Source organism: Candidatus Eisenbacteria bacterium, assembly GCA_016867715.1.
GTDB lineage: Bacteria > Orphanbacterota > Orphanbacteria > Orphanbacterales > Orphanbacteraceae > VGIW01.
Window position 1 is genome coordinate 1 of sequence record VGIW01000078.1, and the last position, 15745, is coordinate 15745.

Consider the following 15745-nt stretch of genomic DNA (forward strand, 5'->3'; position numbering starts at 1 on the left):
TCCGGATCCCCATCCACCAGATCCTGCTCCATTTCCTTCGCCGGCAGGCCGTCGGCATACGCCCACGCGTCGGAGGTCGTGAGGAGGAACAGGCCGATGAAGAGAGCGAGAGACAGAACCGCCACGGGGAGCCGAAACATCCGAAGAACAGAGGTGAGGGCCACGGCGCACTCCTTTCCTGCGAGTGGGCGGGGAAATTTCTTTCCCCCTTCGCAACGGTTGGCTAGGACACAAGTTATCCTAGCATCAACCGTTCCCACCCCGCAAGACACCCCGACCGGATCGGCCCGAAACCGGTGGTGTCTCGGATCCCCTAGGGCACGCCGCTTGCGGCGCGACGGGCCTCGAGAACGCTCCCCGCTCTCCCCGCGTGGGGAAAGCGAGCGCGTGTGTTCGCCGTAAAACGCGAGAAATCAACCGTGTCGAACGATGCGCCCCCAAGGAGCCTCTTTCTCCTCACGGGAGGCGGGCCGAACCCCCTCTCGACCCGACCACCGCGCCCACCGGTGGGAAACTTCTTTCCCCCCGCGCAACGAACGATCGAAAAACCGCTTGACGCCTCGCGAGCTCGACGCGCTTCGCGATCCTTTCCGTCCCGGTCGTGATCGGGCATCCCCCGTCCGGCACCCGGGGATGTTTCTCTTGTGAAGGAACCTATCACAAAGCGCGCAAGCTGTCAACCATTCTTGGCAAGATTGCGCAGTGTATTCGCGGGTTTGAAAAAAGGAGAAGAAAGCTACCGCTTCACGACAAACTGCGCGTTCGCCCGGTCGGTCGAGCCGTTCGCGAGATCAGTGACGTCGATCGTGAGCGTGTAGCGGTCGTCGGGAAGCGACTCGGCGTCGAGACGGATGTGCCGTCTGGCGGTCGGTCCGATGCTTTGCGTCTGAAACGCCTGACCGATCCCCTGTTCCAGCTTCCCCTCGCTGCTCCCGCCGAAGAAGCTCACGAAACGCTCGGCCTTCGTCCCGAAGAGTGTGTACTCGACCTCGTAGAGCCCTCTCCCGCCCGCCCCGGTCTCGACATGGTAGACCTCGAAGTAGATCGTGACGTCCTCTTCGGGCCCGTAGACCCGAATCGGTCGCGGCACGATCCGGTATTCGCCGCGCGCGAAGGTCCCTTCCTTCGCCCCCTCCGTCTCGACCCTTCCCGCGAACACCAGATCGCTGATGCGAATCGAATCCCCCTCGAAGCTCGGAACGTCCACTCCGGTCTTGAACAGACCCTGATTCTTCGAGACCGGATCGACCACGCGAAGAGCGAGAACATAGGATCCCGGATCCACCTCGAAGGAATCGGACGTCACGATCCAATTCGACCCGGAGATCGGATCGCGAGCGTGCGCGAGGTTGACCGATCGGGCGTCCACCGGAACGTAATCCGGCGTGTAGAGCACCGCCTGCCTTTGAAGGACCGCCGACTCGATCCCCTCCCGCGTCTCGAATGCGACGTCCTGGAGCGGTATGAGAAAACCGATCAGAAGAGCGGTCTTTCCTGCGGAACCCGCGAGGTGCGAGACATCGAAGACGAACCGAAGCTCCTTTCCGCCCTCGAAGTCGTACTCGTTGATCTCGGGAACTTCCCGCCAGCGATGCCGGCCTCTATCCGAATACCTTCGAGCAAGAACCGGATCAACCTCTATATTCCGTACCTCAAGAAATCGGTCGAAGCTCTCCTCGAAGAGCAGCTCCTCGTCCACCCGCCATCCGGTGTCCTCTCGAATATACTGGTCGGTCGCGCCGATTCCAGAAGGGACCCTCGTGAGCCCCTCTTCGAAGTAACCGCCGAGCCGCCGGTCCTCGAACCAAAGGATCATGTCGTCGTAGAGCCAGAACTCGTGGGGAGCCCGAAGCCCCTCGTGAATGAGGACCTCTCCCTCGAGTCTCTCGCGCCTCTTCGGCTTTCCGAAGCGGATGTACGCGCGCGCCCGGTCGTCGAAGACGAACCGCCCGTGCTTGTCGCGAAAGACGCGGATCGCCTCGACGATGCGCTGTTGGTGCTCTCTCTCTCGGCGGTTCTCGTCGGTCGTGGGGATCGGATCGACGCTCGCCCAGTAGCGGCGGCGCCACTCCGGACGCTCCTGCTCGGGCAAGGATTCGTACGCCGCGCGGTCCTCGTCGGAGAGGATGATCGTGAAGAAACGATCCTCGGAAGGGTGAGGTTCCTCGGCGAAGGCGCAACCGAACCCGGCAAGGAGAATGAAGAGAGCGAGAACCGTTCGATTCATCGTGGAACGCATCCCGAAGGGGACCGGCCGCTCCGATTGCGATCAAGGAGGCCGGTCAAACCTACTCTTGCATTATGAACCGTCCGGCGCCGCGCGCCTGCTCGCCCGACGAGAGGTCCCTCGCCTCGATAACGAGCGCATACGCGCCCGGCGAGAGCCCCGACGTCTCGATTGCGATCGCATGGACGGAGGAGGACGCGCGGCTCACGTTTCCGATCTCCGCCGCGCTCCCCTCCGACAAGCGCCCCTTCTCGGTCCCCCCGAACCGCGCCGAGAACGGCGCCCCGCTTTCGCTCGAGAGGGAGAACACGATCTCGGTGTAGAAGCGTCCGTCACGGTCCGGCTTCACACCGTGAAGCTCGAAATAGACGTATACTCTTTCACCCTTCCGAAACGCCCGGTCCGGACGGGGATCGATCCTGTAGTCGCCGCGCCGCACGGGTCCTTTCTGTCGGAAATCCGTCGTCGCTTTCTCCGCGAAGAGAAGATCGCTCATGCGCATCGAACCATCCGTGAAATCGGGCACATCGATGTCCGCTTCGAAGACCCCGCCGCCGCCGCCCGCCAGATCCTCGACGGCGATCGCGAGCCGATAAGGGCCCGGTTCCGACACGAGCGAATCGACCGCAACCAGCCGGAGAGGCGGTTCCACGCCGGGCGCGACATCGAGGATGATCTCTTTCCGCCCGGTCGCGGCGACCGAAAAGGTGGAATCACGAAGGGCGGTTCGCATCTCGATCCGCATGCTCGACCTTCCGCTATCGACCTCGCGGGCGCGCCCGAGCGGCCCCGCGGGGATTCCGACGCCAATGAGGACAGACGAGAGGCTGTCGGGCCGTCCGAATACGGAAACGGATGGTTCGAGGACGAGCTCGCTCGGAGGCGAAGCGTGTTCGTTCCTCTCCGGGACGCGCTCCCACCATTCCAGCCCCTCGCGCGTCCGGATTCCCACTCCCGTCGAGTCGAGCGAGAATGCGGCGAGCGCGCGAGCGCGCGCGGCCGCCGGATCTTCCTCTCCCATCACGTCCCACGCGAACCCCTCGCCGGTTTCGACGCGCCGGCGTGTGTCGGCCGTCGCGGGGAGCGCCCCCTCTCCATCGCCGAAACGATAGGCTCCGGAGAGCTCGCGGTCCTCGAACCAGAAGAGCGCGCCGTCGTATCGCCAGGCCTCGCGGGGAGGAACGAACGTGTCGCCCTCCAAGGCTCCGCGAAGGAACTCGATGCCAGCGGGGCGCCCGAAACGAATCCATGCCTTCGCGCGGTCATCCCAAACGAAGCGGCCGGACCGATCGCGGAATCGATCGATCGCCTCCACCACGCGCCGCTGGTGCTCCATCTCCCGCTCGTTCTCTTCGCTCGCGGGTGTCGGATCGAGTCGGCCCCAGTGTTTCCGTCGAAATGCCGCCTTCCGATCGTCGGCGAGAAACTCGTACGCCGCCCGCTCCTCGTCGGAGAGAACGACGGCGAAGAAGCGATCCTCTCTCGGATGCGGCTCCCCGCTCTCCCCTTGGCCTCGCGCCGGGACAGCGCACGCCGCGAACAGAAGAAGAAGAAAGAACGATCGAATCATGAACGCCCCCGTCCCAAGAGAGGGTTTGGACTTGAGACCACTATACTCCGGAAACGCGGGGGGACAAGCGCTCCTCGTCCGCGCGCGCTTGCCCATCGCCGCGGCAATCGCAGGGGAAGGGGCCGGTCTACTCGCGGAGAAAGCCGCATGCCTCGCGGAATCCCCATACGGCGACCCCCGCGGAGATCAAGGCGATGAGAACCGAACGGAGCAGGGTCGCTCCGGGGCCGTCGAGGGCCCGAATGAGATCGTCGAGGCTCTCGAAGAAGACGCCGGCGCCTTGAGCGAAGAAAGCCGCGAACTCCACCGCCGTGGGCCAGGCCGAACTCACGAGCGCGCCGCAGGAGCGCACGACCTCCGGGCCGACGACGAGAAGCGAAACCGCCGCTGCCGAGAAGACAAGAGCCCGGACGAGATCTCGCCCGAGAGAAAACCTCCCTCGGTGCGGAGACGCCGTGAACGCACTCCGCACGGCCCGTTCGGTGAAGTCGGCGGGAAGACGTTCCGGCGGCGGCGTCCGAAGCGCTTCCAACATGCGCGCCTGCAAGAGACGTTCGGCGCGGCAGCGCGGACATCCGGAGAGATGGCGTTCGAGCTCGCGTGCGTGATCCGGCGGAAGCGATCCGTCCAGCCCGCGTCCGATTCGATCCATCGCCTCGCGGCAGCGCATGGGCGCTTATCCCTCCGGCTCTCTTCGAGCCCGCGGCGGCGCGAAGTCCGTCTCGGCGACAAGGAGATCGCGAAGCCGCGCCCGTCTCCGGTGAATCAAGGTCTTGACCGTTCCGAGAGGAACTTCCATGACCGCGCTAATTTCTTCGTATTTCAATTGATTGAGATAGAAGAGAGTGATCGCGGTTCGATGAGAATCGGGGAGCCGCTCGAGAAGAGCGCGCGCCCTCTCCGCCGTGTCCCCCCGTTCGATCTCCTCCTCCAGATCGGGACGCGCCTCCGGCAGAAGCCGGAACTGCTCTTCTACCTCTTCCTCCCAAGAAACCGGGTCGGGCCTTCTGCCGCGCCTTCGAAGCTCGGAGAGCGAGAGGTTCCGCGCGATCTTGAAGATCCACGTGCGAAACGAACTCTCTCCCCGGAAGCGGGGAAACGCCTGATACGCGCGCACGAACACCTCCTGCGCGAGATCCTCCGCTTCTTCCCTCCCGACGGTTCTCGCAACCAACCAGTAGATCCCATGCTTGTGACGATCTACGAGCGCGGCGAACGCCGCCGCGTCTCCCGAGCGACATCTCCGCACCAGCTCTTCATCGTCGTCGCGGGTCGGGAGCCCTGTCTCGTTCACATCCGGTCCCGCCGCAGGACACGGCCTCTGCGCCCTCTCGGCCGAGCGGCCACCGCCCGGCCTCGCCCTCGGGGGAACTCCCGCGCGGGCGGATGCGGCGGAGGGGCGCCCCGTTCCGTAGTGTACAGACTCCGAAGGGAGCGGTCGTGTTTCAACTTTCCGGAGGAGGCGCGGTGAAACAAAACCGGGAACGGCGATGATTCTCAAGTCGCGCGAAAGGGAACGATTGCACAAGGAGCGGATGTTCCTCGCCGAGAAAGGACTGGAGATCCCGAGAGAGCTGTACGTCGAACGAGAGAAGGAGAAGAAGCCGAGCGATTATCGCACAACGCGCGTCGTGCTCCTCATCTCCGGCGTCTTCATGGTCGTGACGGGCGTCGGCATGTTCATCGGGATGGGCATTCAGGAAGGCTTTCGGGAGGCCGCGCCCGCGTTCGCGGCCGGCGCGATCGGCGCCGGGCTCATCATCTCCGAGCGGATGATCGCCCGCCGTTTCGTGTCGACGAAGGAAGAGAGACGAGCCGAATAGCCGCGGCGATCAGAAGGTGGAGACGAGCTTGCACTCGATCCCCTCGAACTCGGGTTCGAAGCGGCAGACGCCGCCGACGCAGATGAAACCGGCGCGGCGCTTCCCCGCCATCACCGAGAGATGGTGCTGCGGGGAGAGAAACCAGTCCACCTGCCCGTAGAGGAAATCGTCCAGCTTCTCCCGCGCGCAGGGGACGTTGTCCGGATCGAAGGACGGAACGAGCGACGCGGCATGCTCGCCCACGACGGAGAAAACGAGGTCGTAGGTGGCGTGGAACTCGATGAGAGCGAGGTGGTTTCTCTCGGTGCCGAGCGCCACCTCCGATTGCTGGTACTGGTACTCGCTTCGGATGCTCCATTCGCCGCCGGGGTGATAGCCGAGCTCAACGATCGGCGTGTGGTTCTTGCTCCCCGTCTCCTCGTCCCGAATGTAGTCGTAGACCGCCGCGGCCGAGTATTTCCCCCCGACCTCCTGTCTCCACTCGGCGTACCACTCGTGGAAGAACGGATCGCCGTTCAGCCGGTTCGATTCGGCGCGGCTCAAAGTGACCGTTGAGCCCGCGACCGGAGACGCGACCGCCTCGATTTGGAATCCCTTCTCGTTGTTCGGGTTGAGCTGATGGGGATGTCGGGAAATCAGCGCGTAGGAGGTCTCCCGCGTCGCCGCCGGAGGGTTGTTGTAGTCGGTCCCGGCGGATCCCGCCGGCTGGAAACGGAAACGCTCGTACTCCTTGTATTCGGCAGTGATCGAGAGCCCGCCGAAGGGGAAGATGGATAGGGCGCCGTAATGCCCGGTTCCCCGAAGATCGTCATACGTGATCCCGCGGGCCCTGTCGGAAGAGGTGAGGAAGAGCCGGTTGATGCGGCCTCCTTCGTAGTAAGCGTCGAACCATTGATGGATGAATGAAAAACGCCCGCCGATCGCCTCGGTATGGCGCGGCGCCGGCGGCACGGCGTACCCCGCCGGGTTCGGGCTCGGGGCCGACTGAATCAGATAGCTTCCCCCGAAGCCGAGGCCCATCCCCGCGCTGACCCCGAGATCCGCCCCGCGGAGAACCGCGGTCCGCTCGTCGGTTTCGATCTCGCGAATCCTCCCGCTGAACGCTTTCGCCTTGAAGCGCCCTTTCTCCCCCCAAAGAAGAACGCCGTCCATGTTTCCGTCGATTCGGATCGAGCGGTCCTCGTAGGAGCGGAAGAGGAGGCCGCGTCCGAAGATCTCGTAGAAGTTCCCCACTCGAATGCCGCCGAACGGATACTCTGCCTGGGCGTAACGCTGCACGATCCCCTGGCGGAGCGAGTCGGGGCGAAGCTCGTGCGGGAGGAACGCTTCGTATCGGAAGCCGGCTAGAAAACGATCGAACCGAATGTCGGCGTCGAGCCAGTTCTCGAAGATCTCCCTTGGGACCGTGCTGTCCCGATCCGCCTCGCTGCTCAGCGAGTACTCCAGTTGGTTTTGCCCCTGGACGGAAACGACGCCCGATCCCTCCGCGCGCGGAGCAAGGACGGCGAAGCCGACAAGTAGAGCGAGCCCCGGGAGACGCATGCCCTTACTCCTCTTCGCCGGCCGCGCGCGCCCCGGCTTCTCCGGTCGCCTCGCACCCCTCCGCCTTCGGCTCCGCCGGGAGGAGCTTCTCGATCTCGTGGGCCAGGAGTTTCTCCTGTCCGGGAGCGTACCCGAGCTTCGAGAAGGCGATCTTTCCGTCGGGCGCGATGAGGAAGAGCTGCGGAATCCTGTTGAAGCGATAGAGGCGCAGCATGTCACTGTTCGGGTCGAGAAGCACGTCGAAGGAAAAGCCCATACTTTTGACGTATGAACGGACTTTCGCGATCGAGCGGGGAGAGTCCGTGTTGATCGCGAACACGGTGAGACCTCGGTCGGCGAAACGCCGGGCAAGCTCGTCGGTCCCGGGAAGCGCCTGGAGACACGGCTTGCACCAGAGGGCCCAGAAGTCAAGAAGGACCGGTCCCTTCTCGAGCGCTTTCGCGAGGCTCATCGGCTTCCCTTCGAGATTCTCAAGCGTGAAGTCGGGCGCGGCGTTTCCGACGAAGACACCGCTTCCTTGGGCGGCGGCTCTTCCGGGAATGAAGAGAAGAAGAAGGGAGACAAACAAAACGGTCGTCGAGAACACGCGTCTCATGCGGTGATTTCCTCCAGCCGGCATCGGCCGTCCCGACCTGGCCGGCGCGGCGCTCGATGCCTGTCGTTTCTTCCCGGGATGACCGGGGCGATCGAAAGCAAGCCCCTATCGAACGAGTGACACTTTACGGGCCAAGGTTTGGTCGCCCGCGTCGAGGCGGACGAAATAGACCCCGCTTCGAACCGGCGACCCGCGATCGTCGGTTCCGTCCCAGACGATCTCCGTCTCCCCCGCGGGGAGAACGCCGCCGGAAAGCGTTCGCACGAGGCGCCCGCCCGCGTCGAAAACCGAGACGCTCCCCGCCGACGCCTTGTCGAGCCGCATGACGAGGCTCGTGCTCGGGTTGAAGGGGTTCGGGCGGTTCGCCGAGAGGACCTCGCGCCGGGGAATCACGCCCCCCTCGACGCCGACCACCGCATCGAAGAAGTCGAACGCGCGCTGCAGGATCGCCTGACGCGTCGTGAGGCTCGTGATCCCTTCGAGACCGAAGGAGAGAAAGACGACGCGCGCGCCGCCGCCGAACGATTGGATCCCCGCGGCGTCGGCCACGCCGGTGTACGCGAAGCAACTCACGCCCGTCTTGCCCGAGAAATTGGTTCCGGGGCGAACGACATCCGGGCTTGACTGGTTGGAGGCCCCCCCCGCGATCGAGAAGGAGAGCCCCTGGCCGAGCGACTTCGGGATTCCATCGACGCTCGTTGAGCCGCTGTTGTTCGAGACGTAAACGGATGCCAAGTACTCCTCGACGAAGTCCCGCGCGGCCGCGGAGTACTCCGGGCTCCCGGCATCGCAGAGCGAGTAGGCGATGTTTTGGCCCGAGAGGAAGAGCTTGCCGCCGCTGTTCAGAAAGGTCGAGATCGCCGCCCGGTCGCTCGCGTCGAGGCTCGGGTCGGCTTCGCCGGTGAACCAGATCACCTCGTCGAACTCGGAGAGGTTCGCCGCCGTCGGAGCTTGCGCGATCCTCGGCCATCTGCCGTGGATCAGACCGCCCGGAAGCGCGCCGGTGTAATAACTCTGGTACGTCTCTCCCCCGTCGTCGTCCACCACGAGAACGTCGACGCCGTTCGTGATCGCCGCGAAGACCTGGGTCTTCTCATTCGCCGGTTCGCTCATCGGATACACGCGAAGCAACGCCTCTCCGCTCCCCTGGTCGACATAAGCGGAAATCCAGACGCCGATCGTATCCCGATCGCCGGCCGCGACCGTCACCTGGATCGTGTCGAAAAAGGGAGCGTAGCAGAGGCCGTTCACGCAGATCGAAGCCTGCCAGTTCCACGACGGCAAGTCCTGAGACTTGATAAGCATGAAATCCTGATCCGTCGCCTCCAGATTGGTGAGGTAGACGTCCAGCTCGTTCAGCGAGTTGAGGGGACAGATCTTTACGGGCTCCGCGGGGACGAGGGTGTAGTTCACCGCTTGAGCCGCAAGCGGGAGGAGCAACAAGAACCCGAGAACCGCTGCGCGCTTCATCGCCGACCTTCCTTCCTTCCCAGCCTCAAGGCTTGCCGAGTGTGCGCGTACTTCCAGCCTGATAGACCTTGCGCGTGGAGCGCGATTCCACGAAGACAACCGCCTCCAGGTTCCCCGCGTTCCATGCGGCCGACAAAGCTTCCGCATACCGATAGCCGAACGATTCGCCCACGCCGAGCGACAGCGGCTCGCCGTTCGTCCCCGGGAGGAACCGGCGCACGATGTCGTCGAAATGCGTGAGACCGTTGGCCGCTTCATAATCGATGTTCGTTTCGATGATCACGGCGACAAGGGCCTCGTCCCCCTCCACGGTATCGCCGATCTTCTCGATCGTTCCGGCGATCACGAAGGAGTCCGCGACGATCGCCGTGCTCACGTCGATCCGGAAAAGAGGCTCGACCGCGGCCGCGGCCGCGATCCTCGCGAGAAGCGCGTCGTAGTTCTCGGCGTTCGCGAAGAATGCCCCGTCGATCCGCAAATGGGGCATGTAAGAGACGTTGAAGACGCGCCCGCGCTGGTTGAGCTGAGCGGCGTTCGCGAGGTAGAAGGGATCGTTCGGAGCCGGCCAATTGAGGTGATTACCGATCGCGACCAGGCCGTGCCCGAGCTGGGAAAGGGCCGTTTCGAGATTCTCCTCGACCTCGCGACAGGGATCGCACGATGTGTTCGAGAAGTGCTCAACGAAGACGATCCGCGGGATGATCTCGGCGAGCGTGAACGAGGCGACCGCGATCGAGTCCTCCTTGACCGTCACAGGAAGAGACTCGGGAAAGGAGCGATAGCCGTCGAGGGCGACGCGGACCACGCGCTCTCCCTTCGGCACTCCCTCGAGCGTGTCGGGAGTCGTGCGTTCGGTTGGCGCGCCGTCGAGGAAGATCGCCGCGCCGGGCGGCTCGGAGAAAACCGCGATCGCGCCGGTCCCGGACAGGGTCAGCGTAAACGCCGCGTCCGCCGTGTCGCCGGCGACCACATCGACGAGAAGTGTTTCGGGGAGAGCATCGTATCCGCTGAGGTTCACGCGCACGACATGGGGCCCTTCGCGAACGCCGACCAGCGTCGCATCGGTCGTCCTCCCTGTGGGGGATCCGTCCAAAAGGATCGATGCGCCCGGCGGAATCGACGACACGCGGAGCGCTCCCCGGGGAACGCCCGGCCCGCACGGATCCTTGCAGTCCGCCCCGCAGCCGACGATGGCCAAGAGCCCGATTCCGACCGTCAAGAAGACGGCTATCGCAGGGCAAGTTCCCTTCAGGAACGGCATACTTGCTTCCCGGCTTCGCCGATTGGGGGGACCTCTCCTGATTTTGCTCGTATTTTACCAGAACGCGCGCGCGCCGTCAACTCATAATCGCATAAAATTAGGTAAGTTACGCCTCCAAGAGGCTTGGGCCTCGCCTCGGGCCCCTCGAAGATCCCGGGCCGCCGGGAGAGGCGGGCTCTCCGTTCACGAGTGGACCCGCTCGACCGGTCAAGCGACCCGCGGCGGTTGCGGGCGCGAGGCGGCTGCTCGCGCCTTGAAAGCAGCGCGGTGATCCCGTATGATGGCCGAGTTCCGCCGGACCGCAACTCCCACCCGAGGAAAAAAGACGATGCCATTCAAAGAGGTCAAGATCCCCGAGGGCGATCGGATCGAATCCAAGAACGGAAAGCTTCTCGTCGGAGACCGTCCGATCGTCGGCGTTCTCCGCGGCGATGGGATCGGGCTCGATATCACGCCAGTCATGCGCAGGGTCGTCGATGCCGCCGTTGAAAAAGTCTACCGGGGCAAGCGCGCGATCGCCTGGTGCCCCCTCTACGCCGGCCTCGAAGGCCTTCAGCGCTACGGCAGCGAGTTCCCCGACGAGACCATCGAGGCGATCCGCCACCTCAAGGTCGCCATCAAGGGTCCGTTCACGACTCCGGTCGGCGAGGAGACGCACGTCTGTCTTCATTGCGCGCATCAACAGAACCGCGCCGGTACGTGCGAGAAATGCGGGAAGGACGACGGCGTGACCGCTCGATTCCGCTCGATCAACGTCCGCTTCCGCCAGGCGCTCGATCTCTTCGCCTGCGTCCGCCCGGTCCGCTACTTCAAGGGCGTTCCCGCCCCGAACAAATACGCGGACAAGGTGGACTTCATCATCTTCAGGGAGAACACGGAGGACGTTTACGCGGGCCACGACTTCGAGTCGGGAAGCGAGACCGCGCGGGCGATTATTTCTCTCATCAAGGAAAAGACCGGGCGGCAAATTCGACTCGATTCCGGCATCGGCGTGAAGCCGATCTCCGTCTTCGGAACCGAGCGCATCGTGCGAAAGGCTCTTCAGTGGGCCGTCCAACAGAAGCTCCCCTCCGTGACGCTCGTGCACAAGGGAAATATCATGAAGTTCACGGAAGGATCCTTCGCGAAATGGGGCTACGAGCTCGCGAGACGGGAATTCGGCGACCTCGCGGTTCCCGAGAAGGAGCTGTGGGAGAAGCTCGGGGGCAAGATGCCCGCGGGGAAGATCCTGGTGAAGGATCGGATCGCGGACTCGATCTTCCAGCAGATTCAGACGAGGCCGGACGAGTACAGCGTGTTCGCACTGCCGAATCTGAACGGGGACTATTTGAGCGACGCGGCGATCGCTCTCGTCGGCGGCCTCGGCCTCGGGCCGGGCGCCAACATGTCCGAGGAGGTTGCGCTCTTCGAGGCGACGCACGGGACGGCGCCCAAGTACACCGGAATGGACAAGGTGAACCCCGGTTCGATCATCCTCTCCGCCGTCATGATGCTGAACCACATGGGCTGGAAGGAAGCGGCCGATCGGATTCTGCAGGGGATGGAGCAAGCCATCCAGGCAGGCCGCGTGACGTACGATCTCGCGCGCCTCATGGAGCGCGAGGGGCGGAAGGACGTTCGCGAGCTCTCGAGCTCCGGTTTCGGCGAGGCGATCATCGAGAGATTGTGATCCCCGAGGTGCGCCGGCGACGGTCTCGCGCGACTCGCATCCGGGGCCGGCGCGGAAAGCCCGGCCCTGTTGTTTTAACACCGAAGGATTCTCCGCATGCATGAGAAGGTCTATTTGATTCCCGCGCGCCATGACGAAACGAGCGAGGCGATCGCGAGGAAGATCGAGAGCCTGTGGGAAGCGGCGGGACTTGAGAGCTGCTTCCGCCTGCACGATCTCGCGGCGCTCAAGCTTCACGTGGGAGAGCCGGGGAAGACGACCTATGTGCCGCCGGCGTTCGCGGCGGCTCTCGTGCGCTGCATGCGCGCTTCGGGTGCCCGGCCCTTCCTCACCGACTCGGCGGTGCTCTATCGGAGCCCTCGCAACAACGGGATCGATCACGCGCGGGTCGCCGCCGACCACGGCTTCACGCTCGAAGCGGTCGGAGCTCCCTTTCTTCCGGCGGACGGGATCGACGGGAGCGACGAGGTCGAGCTTCCCGTGAACGGGCGCCGTTTCGACACGGTCTCGATCGCAGCGGCAGCCGCGCGCGCGAGGAGCATGCTCGTCCTCTCCCACGCGACCGGGCACTTGGGGACCGGGTTCGGCGGCGCGCTCAAGAACCTCGGGATGGGATGCTCCTCGAGAAAGGCGAAGCTCCGGCAGCATTTCGGGCAACAACCTCGGATCGATCCGAAGCTGTGCAACGGCTGCGGCGAGTGCGCGAAAGGATGTCCCGAGGACGCGATCGAGATAGGGGAGACCGCAACGATCGATGCCCGGCTCTGCATCGGGTGCGGCGCGTGCATCGCCCGGTGCCTCGAGGGGGCGGTCCGGTTCGGCTGGACGATCTCGGGAACGGAGCTTCAGGAGAGGATCGTGGAGCACGCAGCGGCTCTCGTTCGCGAGAAGCCGGGACGGATCGCCTACGTCACGTCCGCGCTCTCGATCACGAAGGACTGCGACTGCCTCGACGCGCCGCAGGAACCTCTCTGCGAAGACATCGGGATCCTCGCCTCGCGCGACCCGGTCGCGATCGACGCCGCCGCGCTCCGCCTCTTCCGAGAGCGGACGGGGCGCACGCTCGAGTCGATGTCGTACCCGCATCACGACGGATGGACGCAGATTCGCTACGCGGAGGAGCTCGGCCTCGGACATGGCGACGCCGAGATCGTGACGATCGTGGCCTAGCCTGGTTTATGCGCGCGGATCAATCGCGGCGCTTGATCAAACCGGGGACAGGCGTTCTTCCTCGGAAGACAAGGGGCGTCCCCGGCGTTCCTGAAGTCGTTCACTGTCCCCGAAGTTCAATCGCCCACCGGACGCCAGCGCCTGAGATCGACCGAGTTGAGAACCACGGAAACGGAGGAGAGGGCCATCGCGAGCCCCGCGATCTCGGGGGGAAGGAGAACGCCCCATCGCGCGAACGCGCCGGCCGCGAACGGAATCGCGAGCGCGTTGTAGAAAAAAGCGAAGAAGAGGTTCTGCTTCACCTTTCGAAGAGTCGCGCGGCCGAGCTCGACCGCCACGGCCACGTCCGCGGGGTCGCCGTGCACGAGGACGACATCGCCCGTCTCCTTGGCGACATCCGTTCCGGCGCCGATCGCGATGCCGACGTCGGCCGCCGCGAGAGCGGGCGCGTCGTTGATGCCGTCGCCGACCATCGCCACCGCGCGTCCTCCCTTCTTCGCCGCGCGCACGATCTCCGCCTTTCGATCGGGAAGAACCTCGGCATAGACATCGCCGATCCCGATATGGGCGGCGATCCCCTCGGCGGTTCGCCGCCGGTCGCCCGTGACGAGCGCGGTCGAGATCCCGAGGGATCGGATCCTCGCGATCACGTCGGTCACTCCCGGCTTCGCTTCGTCTCGGAGGGCGAGAATCCCGGCGAGACGATCCCCGCGCGCGAGCCAGAGAACGGTCTTCCCCTCGTCGGCGAGACGATCCGCTTCGGCGCGAAGATTGGAACGCTCGATCGATCGACTCTCGAGCAGCTCCTCGTTTCCGAGGAGATGCGACGCTTCCTTTATGCTAAAATGAATCCCGCGGCCCGCGTGTTCCTCGATTCGGTCCGGTTTGTCGAACGAAGCCCCTCTCTCCCGCGCCGCGCGAACCACCGCCCGCGAGAGAGGATGTCCGGAGAGGGAAGCTCCCGAGGCGGCGAGGGAGAGAACCTCGTTCTCGCTCGTATTCGAGGACGCCCGGATGTCCGTGACCGCCGGCTCACCCCTGGTGATCGTTCCCGTCTTGTCGAAGAGAACGGCGCGCACCCCCGCGATCTCCTCCAGGGCCGACGCCCTCTTGAAGAGAATTCCGCGCCGGAGCCCGATGCCGGACCCGACGAGAATCGCCGTCGGCGTCGCGAGCCCGAGGGCGCACGGACAGGCGACGACGACGACCGCGACCGCGCGGGCGAGGGCGAACGAGAACGGCATTCGGAGAACCAATAGCCAAACGAAGAACGCGGCGAGCGCGATCGCGACGACCGCCGGGACGAAACGATTCGAGACACGGTCCGCGAAGCGCTGGATCGGCGCGCGGTCGAGCTGCGCCTCCTCGACCATACGAACCATGCGGCCGAGGAAGGTCTCCTCGCCCACCGCCTCCGCGCGGACGAGAAGGGCGCCGTTCGCCAGCATCGTGCCGCCGACGACGCGGTCTCCGGCACTTCTTCGAACGGGGACCGACTCCCCGGTGACCGCGGCCTCGTCGACCGCCGCCTCTCCATCCACGACGCTGCCGTCCACCGGAACGCGATCCCCTGCCCGCACTCGAAATATGCTTCCTACCTGAAGCGATTCGACCGGGACGTTCCTCTCTTGTCCGTCCGCGACGAGAAGAGCGCTCTCGGGAGCCGCCCGAAGGAGCGCGCGCATCGCGTCTCCCGCCTTCCCTCTCGCCCTCGCCTCGAGCATCTTGCCGAAACGAACGAAGAGAATAAGAAGAGCCGACGTGTCGAAGAAGGCGCGCTCGCCGGGAAAGTACGACGGGAAGATCACGACGAGAAGGCTGTAGCCCCACGCGGCCGAGATCCCGAGCGAAACGAGCACGTCCATTCCGGCGTTTCCGCTCCGGAGCGAGTAGTAGGCCCCCCGGTAGAAGCGGAGCCCGGCCGTGAATTGGAGAAGGGTGGCGAGGACGAGAAGAAGGACCCCGGGAGAGGGGACGCCCGCGATTCCTTCATGAATCAACAGAATGGGAACGGCGAGAAGAGCGGTCCAGAGAAGGCCGAGACGTTCCTTTTGGAGGGCGGGCTCGTCCTCTCCCGCGCTCGGCGAGGCTCGATAGCCGGATCTCCGCACCGCATCGAGAAGCGCGGGGAGGTTCGCGCGCGCGGCGTCGAAACGGACCGCGGCTGCTCCCGCGGCGGCGTTCACCACCGCGCTCCGGACGCCCGGGACGGAGCGTAGAGCCTTCTCCACGGCGAGCGCGCAAGCGGCGCAGGTCATCCCGCGCACGGAGAGCCGAACCCGCGCCTCCTTCTCCTCCTCGATCGATCCGTGCGCGGCGCGGGGCGGCCCCTCGTCCCCGGCGAGAAGCCCGCTTCCCGATTCGGGCTCCCCTTCGCTAGGGAGGTTTGCTCTCTTCATGTGTGTTCCTCTTCGCGGC

Annotated in this window: 13 protein-coding genes; 3 read left to right on the forward strand and 10 right to left on the reverse strand. The window is 64.9% G+C overall.

The genetic code is table 11. From position 1 onward, the window contains the following. From FJY73_11400 to FJY73_11420, 5 genes are all read right to left on the reverse strand, one after another. On the reverse strand, positions 1 to 164 hold a 164-nt coding region (locus tag FJY73_11400), incomplete at its 3' end, for a hypothetical protein (GenBank protein MBM3321271.1). A gap of 572 nt (positions 165 to 736) precedes the next feature. After that, a complete protein-coding gene (locus tag FJY73_11405) occupies positions 737 to 2227 on the reverse strand; it encodes a GWxTD domain-containing protein (GenBank protein MBM3321272.1) in 1491 nt (496 codons plus the stop codon). A 61-nt stretch (positions 2228 to 2288) separates the two neighbouring features. Next, the gene (locus FJY73_11410) at positions 2289 to 3797 is read right to left on the reverse strand and encodes a GWxTD domain-containing protein (protein ID MBM3321273.1); all 1509 of its coding nucleotides are present in this window, start codon (positions 3795 to 3797) and stop codon (positions 2289 to 2291) included. A 127-nt stretch (positions 3798 to 3924) separates the two neighbouring features. Then, positions 3925 to 4467: a zf-HC2 domain-containing protein gene (locus FJY73_11415; GenBank protein ID MBM3321274.1), complete on the reverse strand. Its 543-nt coding sequence runs from the start codon at positions 4465 to 4467 to the stop codon at positions 3925 to 3927. 6 nt (positions 4468 to 4473) lie between these two features. After that, positions 4474 to 5091, reverse strand: a complete 618-nt coding sequence (locus FJY73_11420; GenBank protein ID MBM3321275.1) for a sigma-70 family RNA polymerase sigma factor — start codon at positions 5089 to 5091, stop codon at positions 4474 to 4476. Positions 5092 to 5287: 196 nt separating this feature from the next. On the opposite strand from FJY73_11420, the gene FJY73_11425 reads away from it, so the two are divergent. Beyond that, complete coding sequence (locus tag FJY73_11425) at positions 5288 to 5620, forward strand: hypothetical protein (protein ID MBM3321276.1); 333 nt, start codon at positions 5288 to 5290, stop codon at positions 5618 to 5620. Positions 5621 to 5629: 9 nt separating this feature from the next. Here FJY73_11425 and FJY73_11430 read toward each other — a convergent pair whose 3' ends face one another. The 4 genes from FJY73_11430 to FJY73_11445 all read right to left on the reverse strand — a co-directional run bounded on the left by FJY73_11430 (position 5630) and on the right by FJY73_11445 (position 10488). After that, positions 5630 to 7162: a hypothetical protein gene (locus tag FJY73_11430; protein MBM3321277.1), complete on the reverse strand. Its 1533-nt coding sequence runs from the start codon at positions 7160 to 7162 to the stop codon at positions 5630 to 5632. A 4-nt stretch (positions 7163 to 7166) separates the two neighbouring features. Continuing rightward, complete coding sequence (locus FJY73_11435) at positions 7167 to 7757, reverse strand: TlpA family protein disulfide reductase (protein MBM3321278.1); 591 nt, start codon at positions 7755 to 7757, stop codon at positions 7167 to 7169. Positions 7758 to 7862: 105 nt separating this feature from the next. After that, on the reverse strand, positions 7863 to 9227 hold the full coding sequence (locus FJY73_11440) for a T9SS type A sorting domain-containing protein (protein MBM3321279.1): 1365 nt from the start codon (positions 9225 to 9227) through the stop codon (positions 7863 to 7865). A 25-nt stretch (positions 9228 to 9252) separates the two neighbouring features. Next, positions 9253 to 10488 carry a PEGA domain-containing protein gene (locus FJY73_11445; GenBank protein ID MBM3321280.1) on the reverse strand — a complete coding sequence of 412 codons (1236 nt, stop codon included), beginning with the start codon at positions 10486 to 10488 and terminating at the stop codon, positions 9253 to 9255. Positions 10489 to 10816: 328 nt separating this feature from the next. On the opposite strand from FJY73_11445, the gene FJY73_11450 reads away from it, so the two are divergent. Together FJY73_11450 and FJY73_11455 are read left to right on the forward strand one after the other, a co-directional pair. Next, positions 10817 to 12157 (forward strand): NADP-dependent isocitrate dehydrogenase, encoded by a 1341-nt coding sequence (locus FJY73_11450; protein MBM3321281.1) that lies wholly within the window; start codon positions 10817 to 10819, stop codon positions 12155 to 12157. A 96-nt stretch (positions 12158 to 12253) separates the two neighbouring features. After that, positions 12254 to 13327, forward strand: coding sequence for a DUF362 domain-containing protein (locus FJY73_11455; GenBank protein ID MBM3321282.1), 1074 nt, complete (start codon positions 12254 to 12256; stop codon positions 13325 to 13327). A 116-nt stretch (positions 13328 to 13443) separates the two neighbouring features. Here the strand turns inward: FJY73_11455 and FJY73_11460 are convergent, their stop codons facing one another. After that, the gene (locus tag FJY73_11460) at positions 13444 to 15726 is read right to left on the reverse strand and encodes a heavy metal translocating P-type ATPase (GenBank protein ID MBM3321283.1); all 2283 of its coding nucleotides are present in this window, start codon (positions 15724 to 15726) and stop codon (positions 13444 to 13446) included. Positions 15727 to 15745: the final 19 nt, after the last annotated feature.